Here is a 19,270-nt window from a genome sequence, read left to right as displayed (position 1 = left end):
GCTCCGCTGAACAGGTGAAAAGTCGAAGGTGCGGGCCGCCCGGCCAGTCGATGTCACCTGCCGTTAGGTTGTCCGGGTGCATGACACGGCAAGGCGTGGGACGGCGGTCTGGGTGGCCATACTGGCGCTGGCACAGACAGTCGCCCTCATCGTGGTGTGGCGCACCGCCTTGCACACCGAGCTCGGCCAGTGGCTCGACACGGTCGCCCTCACCGGTAACCGGATCGGCCAGGACCGCATCGAGGGACCGGTCAACCGCATCCTCAACGCCATGTCGCTGGCGGCGCTGCTGGCCGCCACCGCCGTGATCGGGTTCATCGCGCTGATCCGTGGCCGCGTCGCGCTCGCGGTCACCGCCACCCTGCTCATCGTCGGCGCCAACCTGACCACCCAGGCGCTCAAGTACAGCCTCGCCCGGCCTGACTTCGGCATCGACCCGCAACGGATCTTCGCCGGCAACAGTCTGCCCAGCGGCCACGCCACCGTCGCCGCCTCGGTCGCGGTGGCGCTGGTCCTCGTCCTGCCGCCGACGGTCCGAGTCCTGGGCGCGTTGCTCGGCACCGGCTACGCCGCCGCCGTCGGCGTGGCCACTCTCTCCGCCGGATGGCACCGACCCAGCGACGCCATCGCCGCGTACCTGGTGGTCGGGGTCTGGGCGGCGCTCGGCGGGCTGGTGTTGTTGATCATGCAGCGAGGGCGAGCGAAGGTCGACCCCGGCGACGCGCACCGGCTCGCCGCCGTGCTACTCGGCGCGGGCGGCCTGCTCGCGGTCGTCGCCGGCGGTCTCGCCCTGGCCTGGCTCGCCGACGGTCCCCGGATCGCCCCGAACGAGTTGGCCCGCCGGCCCCTCTTCGCCGGCTACGCGGGCGGCGCCACCGAGATCGCCGGTACGATGGCCATCGTCATGGCCCTGGTCCTGGTCAGTGCGCACCGCCTCATCCCCCGTAACGCGGGCTGAGCCATGGTGGAACAGACGATCGGTAACCCGCCGGAGCTCACGCCGGTGCGGGCGGCGTTTCGGGACGAATGCGTCCGGCTCGCGGCCGAGCTGCGGGACCTGACCGAGGCCGACCTGGACCGGCTCACCAACTGCCCGCCGTGGACCGTCCGAGACCTGATCGCCCACGTGCACACCGGTGTCGGCCGGCTCGCCGGGATGCTCGCGGCCCCCGCCCCGCCCCGGGCACGGGTTGACGCCGCCGGCTACTTCGGAGCGGCCAAGTTCACCCCGCCGGTAGACGCCGACCGCATCGAAGGTGGCCACCGAGCGGGACGCTGCCTGACTGCCACGACGCTCGCCGACGACCCGCTTTCGGGGCAGGCCCCGAGCCGCCGCGCTGCTGGGGCTTCGCGCCAGCGGCTCAGGTAGTGGGTCGGGTGCGGCCAGCGCGGGGCGCGGGAACCTGCGGGGCGGCCCGGCGTAGCTGCTCCAGCACGACCGGGTCGATCCGGCCCGGCACCAGTCGCCGTTCCAGGTTCTCCAGACCCGCCCAAGCGACCAGCGCCTCCTGTGGAGCGGCCGGCTCGGCGGGATGCCCGAGCGCGGTGAGCAGGCCGGCCACCTCGACCGCGAGTGCCCCGGTGAGATCCAGCAGGGTGCCCGGGTCCGGACGGCCGAACAGCCGAGTGTGTGCCGCGAGGAGCCGGCTCAGCTCGGTGACCGGATCCGGGTGGTCGTCCACCCGCAGATCGATCAGGACGTCGCCGGTGCCGGCGTACCCGGCGCCGCGCTCGACCACCAGCAGCCCGGCGCTCTGCCGCCCGCGCCGGTCTCCACCCGCCTCGTCTCCGGCGCGCAACGCGGCCAGGAGGCGTTGTGGGAACGGCAGCCCCCGGCCACCGAGCCAGCCGTCGCGGACCTCGTCGATCACCTGCGGGCCGGCGAGGATGTTGCCCTGCGCAGCCCAGCCATCCCCGGACTGCCCGCCCGCCCAGGATCGGCAGGCCGGGCCGGTCCAGCAGGCACCCGGGCCGGTCGCACCCACGACACCGAGCTGGCGGTGGTCGCGCTCGTCGTCGGCGGCGACCAGCCCGGCGACCACGCCCACAGCGCCGACCCCGGTCCGGAGCAGCGCCAAGCCCTGCGGCCGGTAGGCCAGGTTAACGTGCGCCTGGGTGGCGATCGCGCCCACCTCGGCCTCCGCGGCCGGCACCAGCGCCCCGGCGGCGAGGAACCTGCTGGCCACAACCACTCCGTGTAGCCGGCCGTCGGTGGAGCGGGCGACGAGGGAGAAAGTCACGAGCCGCAGCGTAGCGCGGGCAGCGGGCAGGGAGGCCAGACCAGATCTTGCCCACCGCCCGCCGGCCGGACATCATCGACCGATGACGACGCGATGGGGCATGACGGTACCGTTGAGCGGGATCCCACTGGCCGACCACGCCGCGGTCTACCGCGCGCTCGACCAGGTCGGCTTCACCGACGTCTGGTCGGCCGAGGTGACCGGGGCGGACGCCTTCACGCCGCTGGCGCTGGCCGCCGCCTGGGCGCCGCGGCTGCGGCTGGGCACCGCGGTGACACCGGTCTTCACCCGCGGACCGGCTCTGCTCGCGATGAGCGCCGCCGCCCTCGCCGAGACCGCCCCCGATCGGTTCGCCCTCGGCATCGGCGCCTCGTCGCCGGTGATCGTCCGGGACTGGAACGCCGGCGAGTTCAGCGAGCCGTACCGACGTACCCGCGACGTGCTTCGCTTCCTGCGCGCAGCCCTGGCCGGAGAGACAGTCGACGGAGCGTACGACACCTTCGCCGTCCGGCGCTTCACCCTGGAACGCCCGCCGGCCGTGCCCCCGTCGCTGCTGCTCGCCGCGCTGCGCCCCGGCATGCTGCGGCTCGCCGCGGCTGAAGCCGACGGCGTGATTCTCAACTGGCTCGCCGCCACCGACCTACCGCAGGTGCTGGGCGCACTCGGCCGACGTCGCCCCGGCTTCGAGGTCGTCGCGCGGATCTTCGTCTGCCCGACCACGGACGCCGGGTACGCCCGCGCGCTGGGCCGCCGGCTCATCACCAGCTACCTGACCGTCCCGGCGTACGCGGAGTTTCACCGCTGGCTGGGGCGCGCCGAGCTCTTCGGCCCGATGTGGACGGCCTGGGCCGCGGGAGACCGGCGGGGCGCCGGGGCGGCGGTGCCGGACGAGGTGGTAGACGCGCTCGTCCTGCACGGCAGCCCGCAGGAGTGCCGGGCCCAGGTGCAGCGGTACGCCGCCGCCGGGGTGGACGTGCCCGTACTGGCGCTGCTGCCCACGCCCGAGCTGGCAGCCGGCGCCGCAGCGGTTCTCCTCGACGTGCTCGCCGGGCTGGGCGGGGGTGAGCCCCGATGAACCTCACCGACCGGGTGGCGGTGATCACCGGCGGGGCCGGGGGGATCGGGTCCGCGCTGGCCCGGCGGTTCGCGGCGGAGGGAGCGGCGGCCGTGGTGGTAGCGGATCTGGACCCCACGGCCGCCCGCGCGGTCGCCGACGTGGTCGGCCCCGTCGCCCGGCCCGTCGAGGTGGACGTCACCGACGAGGAGCAGGTCCACGCGCTGGTTGCCGAGACCGAGCGACGCTACGGGCGGATTGATCTGTTCTGCGCCAACGCTGGCGTGGCTACCGGTGGGGGAGTGGCCGCCCCGGACGCCGACTGGGATCGGGCCTGGCAGGTCAATGTGCTCGCCCACGTCTACACCGCCCGAGCGGTGCTGCCGACGATGCTCGCCCGCGGTGGCGGGCACCTGCTCATGACCTGTTCGGCCGCGGGGGTGCTGACCGCGGTGGGCGACGCGCCCTACGCGGCCACGAAGCACGCCGCGGTCGCCTTCGCCGAGTGGCTCGCCATCACCTACCGAGACCGGGGCATCCGGGTCAGTGCGCTCTGCCCGCAGGGCGTCGCCACCCCGATGCTCTCCGAAGGACTGGCCGCGGGGCACCTGGCCGCGCGGGTCGTCGCCGCCTCCGGCGCGGTGCTCACCCCGGAGCAGGTGGCCGACGCGGTGGTCGCCGGGCTGGCCGAGGAACGGTTCCTGATCCTGCCGCACCCGGAGGTCGCCGAGTACGCCCGCCGCCGCGCGGAGGACCCCGACGGCTGGCAGGCCGGGCTGCGTAAACTCGTACGTCGGCTGACCGGGACGACAGTCAGGTCCGGGCGCTCCGCCGGCGCCGATCCGCCCACTCCCGGCGCAGCGGACCAGGGTGGACCGGCCACAGCAGACGGCGCCACCAGGGACGGGCCACCCGCAGCGCCGTGACATACGCCCGGGCGATCGCCGCGGCCCGCTCCGCCTGCTGCTCGGTGAGCGTGCCCGGGGCGAAGGCCACCCGATTGAGCAGGTCCGCCAACCCAGTGACCCCCACCGCCGCGACCAGCGTCGGCTCACCGTCGGCCCCGCGGGCTCGCACCAACACGTCGTGCGCCACCACGGCGACCTCGGTGGCGGCCAAATCACCGGTGGCCGGCTGCCCGGCGAGCCGCAGCGCGTCGGTCACCTCCCGCCAGGCCCCACCCACCCGCGCACCGGGGGAGCCCCGCTCCAGCCGGCCCCGGCTCAGTGCCCGGCGTAGCCACAGCAGCGTCAGCAGCAGTATCGCCGCCAGGGCCAGCCCGACCCCGACCGCAACACCCCCGACCAGCAGCACCGACGGTGAACCGCCGGCGGCGTCTGCCGGCCCCACCGGTGCGCCGGAGGCCTGCGGAGTGACCGTCGGCTCCGTGCTCGGCGTCGGCGTCGGCGACGGCGGCTTCTCCGGCGGGGGACGCAACCCCTCCTCGACCGGCCGCGGCTCGGTGTCCGGCTGGGGTAGCGGATCGAACGGCACCCAGCCCAGCCCGTCGAACAACACCTCCGGCCAGGCGTACGCGTCCCCGGCCCGCACCGGCCCGTCGCCCGACGGCCGGAAGCCGACCACCACCCGGGTCGGCAGCCCCACCAGCCGGCCCAGCACCGCGAACGCCGCCGCGAACTGCTCCGACGTTCCCCGCTGCCCACCCGCGTTGCGTGGGCCGAACAGGAAGAACTCCAGATTCGGGTATGCGTGCCCGCTCGGCGCGTCCGGAACCAGCCGATAGTGCTCGGCGAGGAACTGCTCCACCGCGGCAGCCCGTTGGTACGGGGCGCCGGCCGACTCGCCGAGCTGCTCCGCCAGCTGGCGCAGCGACTCCGGTACCCCGTCGGCGACCCGCAGCACCCGAGCCACCTCCGCGCCGGCCGGCACCTCCGCGATGGCCAGCAGGTTGACCTCCGGCCGCTCCTGAGCCGACAGCACCGTGTACCGCAGCCCGGGGGCCAGCCCTTCCGGGTGAATCAGGGTCCCGGTCGCCGGGTCGTACGCCACCCGCGCCCCGGTCACCTCCCGGGGGGTGGCGACGGCCGGCAGCAACCGCCCGGTCAACTCGGCGACGGTGAGCTCCTGGCGGACCGTCTCCACGACGCTCCCCGGGGCGGTGTCCGTCGCCGGGAGGATCCGGCCGGCGTTGCGGTACGTCGCACCGACCTGCCAGGTAACCCCGTCATAGTCACTGAGCACCGCCAGCCGGATCCGCGCCCCGGCGCCGGCCGGGTCTGCCCCGTTGGTGGCCGGGTCTGCCCCGGCGGTGGCGAGGGTCGTCACGTCCAGCAGCTTCTGCTCCGGATGCAGCGCCCAACCCGAGATACGGATCAACGGATTCTCGTCCAGCGAGTCCACGCGGGGCGGCTCCACGTACCGGCGCGGATCAACCGGCCGGCCGCCGACCATGCCGACGAGCGCGGGACCGAGCAGGACCGCCAGTGCCACCACGACCGCCATACCGGCCGTGGACGCCCCGACGAGCCGAATCCGCGTCGCCGCGCGGGCCTTCGGCGGCAGCCCGGCCATCCGGTCCGCAGCGGCCGGCCGGCCCCGTCCCGGCAACGCGAGCCCGAGCACCGCCACCGCCACGAAGACCAGCGTCGGCCCGACCGCCGGCTCGGCGTTCGGCCCGACCAGGTAGACAGCGCCCGCGAAGAGCAGCACCGGCGGCAGGTACCCGAGCAGCACCCGACCCGCCCGCAACGCCACCTCACTCGCGGCCAGCCCGGCCAACCAGGCGGCCACCACCGGAACGAGGACCGTGTCCGGCGTCGGCTCCACCGGAATCATGGCGGTCAACAGTCGGGGAATGCCGTTGCGGGCGGCCTCGCCAGCGATCTCCACGAGCGGGCCGGGCAGGTCGGCACGATCGGCGGTGAGCCGCAACGACCACAGTGTCCACGCCGCCAGCCCGAGGACGGACAGCGGCGCCACCAGCCACGAGGGCAGCCGCCGGCAGAGCACCCCCACCAGCACCGAGCCGGTCGCGGCACCGGCAACCAGCAGCGGGAGCAAACCCCCGGCGTACATCCGCCCGAGGACGACCCCGGCCAGCGCCACCAGCACGACCAGCACCACCGCCAGCAGCAGCTCCGAGGCCAGCAGTGATCTCCTGCCCGCGGGGAGGCCGGCACCGCGTTCGGCGATCCTCACCACCGTCGCACCCGATCCCACTCGGCGGCGAACGCGGCCCCGTCCACAGCGTCGATCACCACCAAGCCGGTCGTCGGCGGCTGCGCCGGCTCCGCCGCCCCGAAAACCCCGACAACCACCGACGCGTACGCGCCGCGGAGCGCACCGAACCGGCCGAGCGTCGCCCGCCCACCCGGACCGGTGAGCGCGATCAGCGTGTCGCCGAGGCGGTCCCCCCGCAGTCGGGTCAGGGTGGCGTCCAGGGTGTCGGCACCGAGTCCCACCGCCGCCAACCGGTCCAGCGGGCCCGTCACCCCGGCATCCGGCGCACCCGCCGCGCTGACCTCCTGCTCCAGGCCGACCACCCCGGCCGCCGGTGCACCGGTCGCGTTGACCTCCTCATCCGGGGCCACCAGCACCAGCACCACCGGCAGGTCGGCCCGGTACGCGGCGGTCAGCACCGACGCCGCCGCCTCACACGCCGACTCGAACGACTCCGCCAGCCCCGCCGACCGCTGCGGATGAGCCACCGCCCGGTTGTCCAGCAACACCACCAGGCGAGGCAGGCTGGTGTCCATGTTCTCCCGGACCATCAGCTCACCCACCCGGGCACTGGTCCGCCAGTGCACCCGACGCAGTTCGTCCCCGACCACGTACTCCCGTAGCGAGTCGAAGGTGATCGAACCGTGCGGGACGGAATCCACCCGGCCGTCCAGGCTGCGCCCCGCGCCGGTAGGCATCACATCCAGCGGATGGACCCGCGGGTGAACCCAGACCGGCACCGTCTCGCCGTACGGGCGGGACAAGGACACCAGGCCCAGCGGGTCCCGCCGGGTCACCCGCAGCGGCCCGACCGGCACCACGCCCCGGCGGGTCGTCGGCACGTCGTACCGGGCCGTGGTGTCCTTCCCCGGTCGCAGCCGTAACACCGGCACCGACACCGGCACCCCACCACAGCGGTCCTCGGCGACCAGGTTCGCCGACCGGAGCCGGCCACTGTTCTGGACGGTCACCGTCATCGTCGCCGGCTCACCGCGCCCCACCCGGTCCGGCTCGGCCCGGCGGACCACCGCCAACCGGGGCCGCCACGCGGCTACGGCCAACGCGTAGCCGCCCGCGGTCGCCCCCGCCGCGCCCAGCAACGCCAACTCCGGGTACGCGAACCCGAAGCCCGCTGCCAGCAGGGCAGCGGCAGCGACACACAACCCGATTCCCCGGGCAGTAACCCCCACAGCTCAACCGCGGGCCGCGGCCTGCCCGGACGGCAGCGGCACCGGCACCGAAGCGATGGCCTGGCGCAACACCTCCGTCGGGGTCACCCCCCGCACCTGCGCCTCCGGGGTGAGCAGCAGCCGATGCGCGAACACGGGCTCCGCGAGCAGCTTCAGATCCTCCGGCATAATCCAACCCCGCCCGTCGATCAGCGCGTACGCGCAGGCCGCCCGGGTCAACGCGATCACCCCACGCGGGCTCACCCCCACCCGGACCTGCCGATGGTCCCGGGTCGCCGCGGCGATCCGCACCGCGTACGCGTACAACGGCTCGGCGATGTGCACCCGGCGCGCCATCCGCACCATCTCCTCGACCGCCGCGGTGTCGGTGACCGGGGTCAGCGCCTCGGGAGAACGCGCCGTAGCGCCCCGCAGCACCTCCACCTCCACCGCCTCATCGGGATAGCCGACCGACAACTTCACCAGAAACCGGTCCAACTGCGCCTCCGGCAGCCGGTACGTGCCGTCCATCTCCACCGGGTTCTGCGTCGCCACCACCAGGAACGGCTGCGGAACCGGATGGCGCACCCCGTCCACCGTCACCGTGCGCTCCTCCATCACCTCCAGCAGCGCCGACTGGGTCTTCGGCGAGGCCCGGTTGATCTCGTCGGCGATGACGATGTTGGCGAAGACCGGGCCCGGATGAAATTCGAACTCCCGGCTGGCCTGGTTGTAGATCGTCACCCCGGACACGTCCGACGGCAGCAGGTCCGGGGTGAACTGGATCCGCCGCCACTGCCCCTGCACCGTGGCGGCGACCGCCCGGGCCAGCGTCGTCTTGCCGACCCCCGGCACATCCTCCAGCAGCACATGACCCCGCGCGAAGAGGGCGGTCAGGGCCAACCGGACCACCTCCGGTTTGCCCAGGACAACCGCGTTGATGTTCTCGGCCAGCCGGGCGGCGAGGGCGGCGAAGCCCTGCACCTCCGACTGACTGAGCAACTCGGGGGAACTCACGCTGGTGCTCCTTGCCTGGCGTCGGTCAGCAGGTCGGCAGAACGTTGATGTCGTCACCACCGTCGAGGTTCAGCCAGGCCCACGGAATGTAGTTGCGCCCCTGGAAATCGACCTGCACCCACCACGTGCTCCTCTTGTGCCCGTTGTAGACGAAGGCGTAGACCTCCTCGCCCGCCTGCCGGCAGTAGGCCTTCAACCGCGTGCCCGGCTTGGCCCAGCCAACCTGCCGGGGGTCATCCTGCCGCGGCACCGAGAAGACCTCATTGCCGTTGCGGTGGCCGTCAATTTCGGCGTCACAGTATGTCGCCTGGTCCCCGGAGTCGCCGTTCTCGCAGGTCGCCGTCCCGTAGAGCACCGCGGTCGACTGCGCCCGGGTCGCGCTGCCCGGGCCGGCCGCGTTCGTCGCCGTCACCGTGAACGTGTACGCCGTGCTCGGCGTCAGCCCGGAGAACGTGATCCTGGAACACGGGCCGGACTGCGCCGGCTTGCCGCTGGTGCTCAGCGCGCAGGTCGCCTTGCCACCGCCGGCATCCACAGTGAAGTTCACCGTCACCGACGTGGCGGTCGCCGACGAACCGGTCACCGTCACCTTCGGCGCGGCCACGGTCCGCGCGGTGACCGTCGACTCCGGCCCCGGCCCGGCCTCGTTGACCGCCCGGACCTTGACCGTGACCTGCTGCCCGTCGCCCAGCCCGCCGACCGTCGTCCGGGTGTCGGTCACCTCGCTCTGCTGACCACCCACGTCCACCAGGTACGCCGTCACCGGCCGGCCATTCGCCGCCGCCGGTCCCCACCGCACCGCGACCGTCCCCGGCTGCTCCGCCACCGTCGTGGCCTGTAGCTCCCCCGGCTCCCCCGGCGGCGCGTACGGCACCACCGTGTTACTCACCGGCGAGGCCGCCGAACCCGCACCCTTGTCATTGACCGCGACGACCGAGAACGCGTACTGCCGGCCGAACTCCAACTCGCCCGCCGGCACCACCAGCTCCGTCCCGGTCGCCTCCCCGGCCAGGGAGTTCGTGCCGGCCGAGGTGGCCGTCACCACGTACCGGTCGATCGTGTTGCCCTGCCCGTTCGCCGCCGGCCACTGCACCGCGACCGTCCCGTCCGGGCGCGCCTCGGCGGTCGCGCTCGCCGGCGGGTCCGGCACCTCCGCCGTCGGCGTCACCGGGTTACTGGTCCGGGCCGGTCCGTCCCCCTTGGCATTGACCGCGAACACCGAGAACGCGTACGTCTCCCCGTTGGTCAGCCCCTTGAGCTCCACCGCCCGCTGGTTGGCGCCGACCTCGACACGCTGCCCACCACCGGACACCACGTACTTGATGATCTCGGCGCCATTGGCGGCGGCGGCCCGCCAGCTCACCCGGGCCCGGGCGTCCCCGGCCGCCGCGGTGACCGCCTGCGGTGGACCCGGCCGGCTCTCCTTCGGCTTCTTCGGCGGCGGGGGCGGCGGTGGGGGAGCGGGCGGCGGGTCGCCGCCCAGCACGTCGTTGGCGTACTTGTCGACCTCCCGCATGCGGTGCCGGTCGTCCACCACCCGGGCGGTCGACGCGTCCGGAGCGTTGATGAACAGGTGGTTCTCCCGAACCTCCAGCTCAAGCGGACCAAGCGGTGCGCCGGACATCGAATCGACCAGCCGGCCGGACTCGTCGAGCACATAGACGGTGCCGGTCGCCTCGTCGGCACAGTAGAACCGGCCCGCCCACGACACCGCCGGACTGAGGTCGCCCCCATCACCGGGAACCGTGAAGTTCGTGACGACCCCGCCGGCGACCACGTGCACCTGCCGTTGCGACGGCACCGTCACCGGCACCGCCGACCCGTTGGTACGGGCGGGCAGCACCGCCGGCGCGGAGGTCTCCAGCGGTGTCCGCGTCACATCCCCCTGGCGCACCATGATCAGTGAGCCCGCCGTCCGGTCGAGCACCGCCACACCGTCGTCCAGCGCGGAGACGATCAACTCGTGATGCGGTTCGGTGATGTCGTACGTCTCGATCAGCTCTGGGTTCAGGCCCCCCTCGCTAGAGGCCGATGGTGACGGCAGCGGCGCGGCACTGATCGCCGAGACGGTTCCCTCACTCGGCACCGCAATCCACAGTCGACCTTTACCGTCAAATGAACCACCGGTGATGCCGGGAGGAAAGTGGACCGAATTGCCGATCGGTGCCAGCGAACGCGGGTCGAGCTGCCGGACAACGCCCTGCACCGCGTCCACCACGAACGCCGCCTCCTCGTGCAGCACGACGTTCACCCCGAAACCGGGTGTGGTGGGGGAGGTCGCGAGGATCCGCAACGTGGCGAGGTCCAGCGAGCTGACCTGGCCCGTGCTCAGATCCCGCAGAACGAGCAGCCGGTCAGTCTGGGCGACCTGCACCGGATGCTGCCGCGCACCCGGAACCTCCAGCCGGGTGTCCACCCGCGCCGTCACCCCGTTGACCCGAGCCAACTCACCGCGCACACTGCTCCACAGCCAGGAACTGGCGTCGAAGGTGGCCACCGCGTTGTCGGCGGCACCCACCCCGAGCACGGTGAGCCCCATCGCGGCCAGCAGCGCCGTCACCGTGGCGATGGTGACCAGCCCACCACGAAGCCGGCGACGTGGAGTCACAACATCGTTGACGGTGGCCACAACCAATTGCCTCCCCGTGTCGGTTGAGCAGGTGACGGGTCCGAAGACGGCGGCCCTCCCAGAAGTCGGGTGCCATCCTATTTGGCTTGTATCGGCAAGGAAACCCGTACCGTCCACCGGTGTGCACGCAGCGCACTTCCCGGCAATTTACCGCTCGCGATTGGTGCACACCTGCCCGGACGTGGTGAACGTCTCCGTCGAATACACCGCCAACACCGTGAAGCAGTAGTCCACCTCGGCACTCAGACCATTGAGCGTGTAGCTGGTCCGCCCCGGCTCCACCTGCCCCTTCGCCCCCAGCTGCTGCCCCGCCTGACCGGCGGCAACCACGAACGGAACGGTGCCGCCGGAGGGATCCGTCCAGGTGAGAGTCACCGAGGTCAGGTCGTCCCGCAAACTCAGTTCCGTCGGCGGCGGCGCACTCGGCGCCCCGCTCGGCATTCCCCCCGCCGACGCCCGCAGCGTCTCCGGCAGCGGAGCGGCCTCCGGACCGGCCCGAAAGTGCATCACCACGCCCGTGCCGACGATCGCCGCCGCGGCCACGCCCGTGGCGGCGAGCACCGCCACCCCCACGGTCCAGTTCCGGCCGTGCCGCTGCGGCTCCCGAGCCGGCTGTGCGGCGGACAGCAGACCGACAACGGTGTCGCCGCCCATCCGGGACGGGCCCGGCGCGGGCTCACTGGCCGGAACCCCAGGTGCGGGGCGGGCGTCGACAGAGTTGTACGGGGATCGCGGCCCCCAGGATTGGTCTGGTCGGGGCCGTCGCCTGCCGCCGTGCCCGTCCGGCCTCGGTCCGACCGCCGGCCACTGTGGTGTCGCATGGCCGGCATGATCGGGAAACGGACCCGGTGGACCCGGGGCGGCCACCGGTGGAACCAGCGGCTGCGCCCGCCGAACGTCCGAGGGCTGCGCCGCGACCGTCCCGGCCCCCGGGCGCCCCGGACTGTGCTGCGTGGGAAGCGGAGGGCTCGGCGTGCCGGACGAGCCGTCAGCCAGGCCGGCCTCGTTGAGGTAGGCCCGCGCCGCGCGGACCGACGCATGGTCGGCCCCGAGCGCGCCCGGACCGGCGGTCAGGATCCGGTTGAAGTTGCGTCGGGCCTCGTGTCGGTTGCCAAGTTCGTCCGCCACGGTCGCCAGCTCGAAGACGAGCGCCAGCAACAGGGGGTCGGCATCCGACCGGAGGCGTTCACCCGCCGCGAGCGCCTCCTCCAACACCCGGCGGGCGGCGCTCGGGTCGCCCGCCTCCCGGTGCAGTCGCGCCAGGAGGTGCGCGGTGTCCAGCACGTCGGGATGATCCAGGCCGTACGGTGGCGGATGGGCCGACTCCACGCTGTCGGTGAGTAGTCGACGCGCGCCGGCCAGGTCACCGACGTGACGCAGAGCGAGAGCCCGCTGTTGCACCGCGGCCAAGGGGGAGGACGAGGGATACGACACGTGGTCATGCTGCCGGCCCGACGTGCCCCGACGCTACTGCAACAGCCCTCCTGTCCGGTATTGCCGCCCGCCGAGTGCCGATGTGCATGATCCATCCGGGCGGTGTACAGTAACTGCTCGTGCGGCCCGCTGGGTAGCCGACAGGTGAGAAGATCACTTCGGTCATCGCGGTAGGCTGGACAACGCAAGTCCGGGTGGCGGAATGGCAGACGCGCTAGCTTGAGGTGCTAGTGCCCGTATAGGGCGTGGGGGTTCAAGTCCCCCCTCGGACACAAACCATTTCCCCACGGTGCGCGCTGAGATTCACTTCAGCGCGCACCGTTTGCGTTTCGGGCTGGTAGTTCAGCCGGAGGCCGAGTTGCCGGTAGACCTTGGCCTTGTCGGCTGGGTCGGCGTCGCGGAGCACGGCGGCGATATCCCCGAGTGCGGTCACCAGGGCGGTGATTTCTGCTCGGGTCAGCCGGTGTGGGGTGGTGCTCGCGAGTGCGTGTAGTTCTGCTTCGGCGCGGGCGCGGTCGGCCTGGGTCTGGGTGATCCAGGTGGTAACTACCGTCGGGTCTGCGCCAGCGTCGAGGGCGGCGCGGTAGCGCTCTAGCTTGGCGTCGCACTCGGTGATGATGGTCTGGGCTGGTATGCCGGTTGCGGGCGGATGGGCTACTGGTTGGGCGTCGGCCATCGCGGTGATGGTGTGTTCGAGGCGTTGGGGGGCGAAGGCGGAGGCGAGCCAGGTGTCGAGTGGGTCGGTGAGGGCGTCCTCGCGTAGGTACACGTTGCGGGGGTGTGGGAGATGGTTGGCGAGGGCGTACTCCTGTGGGAATCGGCAGCGGTAGTAGGCGTCGCCGTGGTTGTACTGGCCTTGCATGCGTCGGTCGCAGGCGGCGCAGTAGATGATGCCGCGGAAGACGTACGGGTTGCGAGTGCGCTGCCGGAGGTGTTGGCCGCCGGTTCCCCGTCCGCGATGTCGCAGTATCGCTTGGGCTTGCTCGAAGGTCGTGTCGTCGATGAGTGGTTCGTGGGTGATCTCCTTGGAGACCACCCATTTGTCGCGGGGGTTCCAGCGCATGACGCCGGTGTGGCCCATTGCGACGTCGTCGACGTCGAGCAGTACCTCGTCGGTGCGTTGTTTGTTCCAGACTTGCCGGCCGGTGTAGCGGGGGTTGGTGAGGATGACCCGTACGGCGCTTTTGGACCAGGCGATGCCGCTGCGGTGCCGGTTGCGGGCGCGGTCATGGGCTGAGGGGCAGGGCACGTGGTTGGCGGTGAGTCCTTCAGCGATGGCGAACAGGCCGATACCGGCGAGGAATTCGGTGAAGATCTGCCGGACGATCGGGGCGGTCTGTTCGTCTGGGGTGAGGCCTTTGAGTTGTTTGCCGTTGGCGGCTTTGGCCGGGTTGGGGTGGGGTCCGAGTTCGCGGAGTGTGTAGCCGTATGGCGGGCGTCCGCCGAGGTAGCGGCCCTCGAGGAGGGTCTGGGCGGCCATGGCGGTGCGGACGCGCAGTTTGATCCGGTTACGTTCGCCTTTGCTCATGCCGCCGAAGACGGACATGACCAGTTCGTGGGCTTCGTTGTCAGGGTCGATCGGACCGCCGATTTCGGGCACCCACAGTTCGACGCCGTAGTGGGTGAACAGTGGCACTAACTGGTTGCCGTAGAACGCGCGGTGGGGTTCGCCGACCACGACGGCAGAGAACCCGCGACGTGGATCGCGGAGCGCGGCGAGAAGACGGCTGGCCTGGATCCGGCGTTGCCAGGGGAGGGAGCGGCTCTGGCCGACGTCGAAGTACTCCGTGACGATTTGTCCACTGTGCGGGCGGATGATGGTGGTCGCCCGGGTGAGTTGCCAGCTCCGGGACGACTCGGGGTCCTGGTTGTCCTCGGTCGACACGCGTCCGTAGAAGGCGAAGGGTTTTGGTTGAGGGGTGGGCATCAGAGGGTGGTTCGGAAGCGTATGTCCGGACTGGGTTTGACCGCTCATTAGGGGCCTTGGTGGTCGGGGTTACGTCGACGGTGGGGTCAGGGTGAACAGTCCGGCCTCGGGTTCGGTGAGGATCTGGCGGGTGACGAGGCGTTTGAGCTTGGCGCGGAGGTTCTCGGTGTCCTTCGCGGTGGTGCCGGTGCCCAGGGCCTGGCAGATGTCCTTGGCGCGCATCGGTGTGGTGGCGGTGTGGAACACGGTGAGGATCTGTTGGTAGGCGGGGCTGGCGATGGTCGGGTCAGCGGGTGGTGCCGCGTCGAGTGGGTCGCCGAGGCTCAGGAGCGTTTTGCGGGTGATGGCGAGTTCGGNGACTTCGGTCTCGGCCGTGGTGAGCTGTTCGTTGAGGGTGGCGATTTGGGCGCGGAGCCGTTCGACGGTGAGGCCGGCGGCGGTTTCGCGTTCGGTGAGCAGGGTCAGTAGCGACGGCGGGGTCACCGCTGCTGGCCTGTGTCGCGCCAGGACGTGGTGGCGGTGCCGGTGAGCCGGCGGATGAGGTTCGCTGTGGAGGCCCACCAGGTGCGGGACACCGCGGAGGCGGGTCGGCTCTCGTACTCGCGGACCAGGCGGCGGTGCAGCATCAGGGTGCCGTGGGTCTGCTCCACCACCCACCGGCGTTTCACCGGCACGAACCCGGCCGTCGTGTCGGACCGAAGGACCTGCTCGACGTCGATATTTCGGATGGCGCCGTGGATCTGCACGTCGTCTTTGAACCCGGCATCGACCCACGCCTTGGTAACCGTCGGGGTGTGCGCTACCACGTTGTCCAGCAGTTTCACACCGATCGTGTTGTCGGTGACCGACGCGGCGGTGACCACCACCGCGATGATCAACCCGAGGGCGTCGACCGCGAGGCCTCGCTTGCGCCCCGGGACCTTCTTCGCCGCGTCCTTGCCGGTCGTGGCGGCCGGGACGTGGTTGGCCGCCCGGATCGACTGGGTGTCCAGCGCCACCGCGGTCGGATCCTCCCGGCGGCCGGCCCGCTCCCGCGCCTGACAGCGCAGCAGATCGTGGATCACCTGGTCGGTGCCATCATCACGCCACAGGGCGAAGTAGTAGTAGGTGGCCGACTTCGGCGGCAGGTCGTGTGGCAGGTACGCCCACTGACACCCGGTCCGGTTCTGGTAGAAGATCGCGTTCACGATCTCCCGCAACTCGTAGCGGCCCTGATGCCCCGACACCGACGGATGCCGGTCCTTCCACGCCTGCAGAAACGGCCCGACCACCGCCCACTGATCATCGGTCAGGTCACTCGGATACGCCGCACGTCCATTCATGATCAGCCCAACGCGGCCGGGCCTCCCCGGTTACGACTACGGCTCACATTCACATGCCAACCCAAACCCACAAGGGACGAAAGCTACCGAACCACCCTCTCACCCCACGCCGCAGCACCGAAGATCTCGGCCCTGACCTGTTCGCCACGATGCTCACCGACCCGGCACCGGTCGAGCCACCGCACACCAACGGCGCCCACCACACCGGCACCGAGGAATCCCCGGACGCGGCTGGCATCGAGGAAAGTGAGCCCACATGAGCGCGGCAACCGACCGGTGGGCCGCTCAGCCCGGCCCGCACAAGGTTCTCACCGCGGTCCGGGAACTGCTGCAGGACCGCCGCACCGGCAACGGCGTCACCGTCCGCGTCGAGCTCACCGCCACCGAACGAGCCCAAGTGGCCCGCTACCTTGGCGTGGCGTGGGACACATCCGGTCAGCCCGTAACCCTCGGCAAACTCCGCACCGCCCTCACCCGGACCGGCGACGACCTGCTCGACCTACTGACCCGCACTGGCGGCGCCATCGACGACGTCCGCGGCCGCCGCGAACAAGCCGCCGCCCGCACCGCAGCCACCATCGACGCCGCCTACACCAGCCTCACCACCACAGGCCTTCCCGACCACGCCGTACAGCTTGCCCGTAAACGCCGTTGGCTCGGCACCGACCCCGACACCGCCACCCGCCGCTCCGACGACCTGCAGCACCTGTGGCACGCTCTGCCCGGCACCGGCCGACCCCTCGCTGAAATCGCCAACACCCTCTACGGGGACCCGCACCGCCTCGACCGTGACCACGACCTCGGCCGCACCGCCGCCCGCCTGCTCGCAGCCACCACCGCCACCGCCGACCAGGCCGCCTCCGCCGCCGACACCGCGCTGACCGCTGACCAGTGGCGACAAGTGTGGGCCGAGCACGGCATCAGCTGCGATGGAGTCTCCTCCACGGTCCTGATTCTCAACCTCCCCCTGACCGGGAAAGCCCCGGCAGCCCGGATCGCGGGCGCGGCAGCCGAACATGGCGAACCGGTATGGCTGACCAGCCGCAGCCTGCGCGCAGACTGGGCGCTCGCATCCGGACTGACCGTAGTGCGCGTCTGCGAGAACCCCGCCGTCGCCGAGGCCGCCGCCGATCGACTCGGCACCGCTTGCCTACCGCTGGTGTGCATCTACGGACGACCCTCCTCAGCGGCATGGACACTGCTGCGCGACCTCGCCGCCGCCGGCGTCCAACTACGGGTCACCGCTGACCGCGACACCGCAGGCCGCAGCTTCCTCACCGAAATGCTCGCCCTGCCCGGTGCCACCGAATGGCTGCCCGACGCCGACGGCCTGTACGAGGAAGCCCGGCTCGAAGCCTTGATCGCCGACCTCACTCCAACCAGCCGCGCGACAACTGACCCGGTGGTCCGGCTCCGGGGGCTGTCTCGCCACGCCATGACCGACGGAGCCGAGCCATAGCTAAGTGCACGTCTCGCGGCTGCGGCGCACATTCGAACGCCTCGGCCAGCCGCGGCACGTCATCGAGACGCTCCCCGGGGGATATCGGCTGGCGGAGGCGCAGGTTGACACCGACGTGCGCCAGTTCAAGGACATCTGTGCGGAAGCGGAGCGGCAGTCGGCCAAAGGCTGCCGAGAGCGGGCGGCCACGAGGCTGCGGGGCGCGCTCAATCTCTGGCGTGGCCCCGCCTTGGCCGACGTCGACGCTCCCTTCGCCGACGAATGCCGGACGATGCTCCGCGAGCGGCAGCGACTGGCGTTGCTCCTGCTCGTAGATCTCGAGTTCTCGCTCGGCAGACACGCCGCGGTGGCTCCCGAGTTGATCAAACGCCTCGCTGAGGACCCCTACGACGAGGGTCTACGTCTGCGGCTCATGGTCGCCCTCTATCGGAGCGGACGTTCGGTCGAGGCCTTGGCGTTTTATCAGACCACCCATCAGCTTTTTGTCGGCGACCTCGGAATTGAACCCGGACCCGACCTCAAAAAAGCGCATGTCGCAATTCTCACGGGCCAGACGTTATTGTAGCCGCACACCGAACCGTTACTGTTGTCGAACAGGGGCGGCCGGCATGGCCGGCCGCCCCTGTTCGGCTTCCCCCTCATCGCGAGATCGGGTCCACCGTTCCACTCGGCCGACGACGATGAAGGTGACCCCCACATAGGTCCAGCCGGCCAGGATATCGATCACGTAATGCTCAGCGGTGTATACTAGAGTGAAAGCCATGGCCAACGGGTACGCAAGCAGTAGTGGCCACCACCGTCGCTGCACGGTCGGCAGGAAGAACGCGATGACCAGCAGCGCATAGGCGGTGTGCAGGGACGGCATGGCGGCGACTGGGTTCGATGCCTCCACCTGCATCGCGTTGAGGGCATTGCCCGCGCTATGCAGCCCGAGCGCCTCCCAACCGTTTGTGGAGATGCGCTCCACCGGGGCGATGAGGGAGCCGTGCTGCGGCTGTGCTGCCCACCACGGGGGCGCCGCGGGGTAGGCGAAATAGGTGGCCAAACCCGCAAGCGTCAGCACGATCCATCGCCACATGTACCGCTTCCATCGCTGTCTCGACCGCACCCAGAGCATCACGGCGGCGGCCGGCACCGCCAGGAAGTGCGAGAAGTAGATTAGCGAGACCGCGACTTCCCACCACTGCACCGACCCCGGTTGCCACAGGTGCCGCTGCAACCAGACAGTCGGGACATCGCCACCGAGGAGCCAGCCGAACAGCCACTGATCGGCCCGGACGAGTTCGATGGCGTGCGGCGCCGACAGCCCGTCCGCGTACCCCCGGGAGATGTTGTAGACCAAAAGGATGAGCAGGACGGGCGCCCAGTCCCGGACAAACGCTAGGTGACTCCGCCACGGCAGGTGGCTGTTCCACGCGATCGTCGCCATCCACAGCCAGCCGAGCAGGAGAAACGGATCGCTGGTCGGTACGCCGAGGAAGACCGCGGAGATCGCGAACGCGGCCGTCCAGAGCGACAGGGCGAACATCCGGCGGTGGGTCACCGGAGGGTGGGGCTGCTGTCCGCTCTCGTTCCGAGGAATGGTGCTAGTCATGACCGTCAAGGCTAGCTAGCCGCACGTCAGGAGTCCGCGGTGGAGACACTGCTCTACATCTCGGCGGTAATCGCCGCCGTCGGCGCCGCCGGCGAGGTGCTGCGCCGCGCCGCCCGCGGGACGCTGACCACCAGCCGCAAGGTGTCCCGGCTCGTTGACGACCTCGTCGGCGAGCCACCCCGCCCCGGCCTCCCCGACGGCCGCCCCGGGCTCATGACGCGGGTCGGCCGCATCGAGGGCCGCCT

General features: G+C 71.4%; 16 protein-coding genes, 1 tRNA gene and 1 pseudogene. 9 read left to right on the top strand and 9 right to left on the bottom strand.

Annotation, left to right across the window (positions count from 1 at the left end; translation table 11 throughout):
• Positions 1-76 precede the first annotated feature (76 nt).
• Positions 77-958 carry a phosphatase PAP2 family protein gene (locus SALPAC6_RS0100095; RefSeq protein ID WP_026189176.1) on the top strand — a complete coding sequence of 294 codons (882 nt, stop codon included), beginning with the start codon at positions 77-79 and terminating at the stop codon, positions 956-958.
• Positions 959-961: 3 nt separating this feature from the next.
• Positions 962-1,348, top strand: a pseudogene (locus tag SALPAC6_RS25155) (maleylpyruvate isomerase N-terminal domain-containing protein); the annotation flags it as partial.
• A 13-nt stretch (positions 1,349-1,361) separates the two neighbouring features.
• Here the strand turns inward: SALPAC6_RS25155 and SALPAC6_RS0100085 are convergent.
• Positions 1,362-2,240 (bottom strand): DUF1028 domain-containing protein, encoded by an 879-nt coding sequence (locus SALPAC6_RS0100085; protein ID WP_026189175.1) that lies wholly within the window; start codon positions 2,238-2,240, stop codon positions 1,362-1,364.
• Positions 2,241-2,340: 100 nt separating this feature from the next.
• Here SALPAC6_RS0100085 and SALPAC6_RS0100080 point away from each other — a divergent pair, with 100 nt between their 5' ends.
• Together SALPAC6_RS0100080 and SALPAC6_RS0100075 are read left to right on the top strand one after the other, a co-directional pair.
• Positions 2,341-3,315: an LLM class F420-dependent oxidoreductase gene (locus SALPAC6_RS0100080; protein WP_018251402.1), complete on the top strand. Its 975-nt coding sequence runs from the start codon at positions 2,341-2,343 to the stop codon at positions 3,313-3,315.
• The gene (locus tag SALPAC6_RS0100075) at positions 3,312-4,220 is read left to right on the top strand and encodes an SDR family oxidoreductase (protein WP_018251401.1); all 909 of its coding nucleotides are present in this window, start codon (positions 3,312-3,314) and stop codon (positions 4,218-4,220) included. Before SALPAC6_RS0100080 ends, SALPAC6_RS0100075 begins: the two co-directional genes overlap by 4 nt.
• Here the strand turns inward: SALPAC6_RS0100075 and SALPAC6_RS0100070 are convergent.
• From SALPAC6_RS0100070 to SALPAC6_RS0100050, 5 genes are all read right to left on the bottom strand, one after another.
• Positions 4,108-6,474 carry a DUF3488 and transglutaminase-like domain-containing protein gene (locus SALPAC6_RS0100070; protein WP_018251400.1) on the bottom strand — a complete coding sequence of 789 codons (2,367 nt, stop codon included), beginning with the start codon at positions 6,472-6,474 and terminating at the stop codon, positions 4,108-4,110. The genes SALPAC6_RS0100075 and SALPAC6_RS0100070 overlap by 113 nt on opposite strands.
• On the bottom strand, positions 6,450-7,664 hold the full coding sequence (locus SALPAC6_RS0100065) for a DUF58 domain-containing protein (RefSeq protein WP_018251399.1): 1,215 nt from the start codon (positions 7,662-7,664) through the stop codon (positions 6,450-6,452). Before SALPAC6_RS0100065 ends, SALPAC6_RS0100070 begins: the two co-directional genes overlap by 25 nt.
• Before the next feature lie 3 nt (positions 7,665-7,667).
• Positions 7,668-8,660, bottom strand: a complete 993-nt coding sequence (locus SALPAC6_RS0100060) for an AAA family ATPase (RefSeq protein WP_018251398.1) — start codon at positions 8,658-8,660, stop codon at positions 7,668-7,670.
• Positions 8,661-8,685: 25 nt separating this feature from the next.
• Positions 8,686-11,289 (bottom strand): fibronectin type III domain-containing protein, encoded by a 2,604-nt coding sequence (locus SALPAC6_RS0100055; protein ID WP_018251397.1) that lies wholly within the window; start codon positions 11,287-11,289, stop codon positions 8,686-8,688.
• A gap of 147 nt (positions 11,290-11,436) precedes the next feature.
• Positions 11,437-12,699 carry a tetratricopeptide repeat protein gene (locus SALPAC6_RS0100050; RefSeq protein ID WP_018251396.1) on the bottom strand — a complete coding sequence of 421 codons (1,263 nt, stop codon included), beginning with the start codon at positions 12,697-12,699 and terminating at the stop codon, positions 11,437-11,439.
• A 212-nt stretch (positions 12,700-12,911) separates the two neighbouring features.
• Between SALPAC6_RS0100050 and SALPAC6_RS0100045 the strand changes: the two genes are divergently transcribed.
• Positions 12,912-12,995 (top strand) — tRNA-Leu (locus SALPAC6_RS0100045).
• Here SALPAC6_RS0100045 and SALPAC6_RS27025 read toward each other — a convergent pair.
• Both SALPAC6_RS27025 and SALPAC6_RS0100030 read right to left on the bottom strand, forming a co-directional pair.
• Positions 12,977-14,650: a recombinase family protein gene (locus tag SALPAC6_RS27025; RefSeq protein WP_080635978.1), complete on the bottom strand. Its 1,674-nt coding sequence runs from the start codon at positions 14,648-14,650 to the stop codon at positions 12,977-12,979. The genes SALPAC6_RS0100045 and SALPAC6_RS27025 overlap by 19 nt on opposite strands.
• Before the next feature lie 479 nt (positions 14,651-15,129).
• Positions 15,130-15,972, bottom strand: coding sequence for an IS5 family transposase (locus SALPAC6_RS0100030; RefSeq protein ID WP_018251394.1), 843 nt, complete (start codon positions 15,970-15,972; stop codon positions 15,130-15,132).
• A 53-nt stretch (positions 15,973-16,025) separates the two neighbouring features.
• Here SALPAC6_RS0100030 and SALPAC6_RS0100025 point away from each other — a divergent pair, with 53 nt between their 5' ends.
• The 3 genes from SALPAC6_RS0100025 to SALPAC6_RS0100015 are packed head-to-tail and all read left to right on the top strand — an operon-like array spanning position 16,026 to position 17,996.
• Positions 16,026-16,232 carry a hypothetical protein gene (locus tag SALPAC6_RS0100025; protein ID WP_018251393.1) on the top strand — a complete coding sequence of 69 codons (207 nt, stop codon included), beginning with the start codon at positions 16,026-16,028 and terminating at the stop codon, positions 16,230-16,232.
• The gene (locus SALPAC6_RS0100020) at positions 16,229-17,431 is read left to right on the top strand and encodes a TIGR02679 domain-containing protein (RefSeq protein ID WP_018251392.1); all 1,203 of its coding nucleotides are present in this window, start codon (positions 16,229-16,231) and stop codon (positions 17,429-17,431) included. Before SALPAC6_RS0100025 ends, SALPAC6_RS0100020 begins: the two co-directional genes overlap by 4 nt.
• Positions 17,432-17,435: 4 nt before the next feature.
• Positions 17,436-17,996 carry an AfsR/SARP family transcriptional regulator gene (locus tag SALPAC6_RS0100015; RefSeq protein WP_018251391.1) on the top strand — a complete coding sequence of 187 codons (561 nt, stop codon included), beginning with the start codon at positions 17,436-17,438 and terminating at the stop codon, positions 17,994-17,996.
• Positions 17,997-18,011: 15 nt separating this feature from the next.
• On the opposite strand, the gene SALPAC6_RS0100010 is transcribed toward SALPAC6_RS0100015, so the two are convergent.
• A complete protein-coding gene (locus tag SALPAC6_RS0100010; RefSeq protein WP_026189173.1) occupies positions 18,012-18,974 on the bottom strand; it encodes a phosphatase PAP2 family protein in 963 nt (320 codons plus the stop codon).
• A 90-nt stretch (positions 18,975-19,064) separates the two neighbouring features.
• Here SALPAC6_RS0100010 and SALPAC6_RS0100005 point away from each other — a divergent pair.
• Positions 19,065-19,270, top strand: a 206-nt coding sequence (locus tag SALPAC6_RS0100005) for a hypothetical protein (protein ID WP_018251389.1), incomplete at its 3' end; no start/stop codon positions are given.

Origin of the sequence: Salinispora mooreana, assembly GCF_000379065.1 — a bacterium.
Taxonomy (GTDB): Bacteria; Actinomycetota; Actinomycetes; order Mycobacteriales; family Micromonosporaceae; genus Micromonospora; species Micromonospora mooreana.
This window is presented reverse-complemented; position numbering and strand designations above follow the sequence as displayed.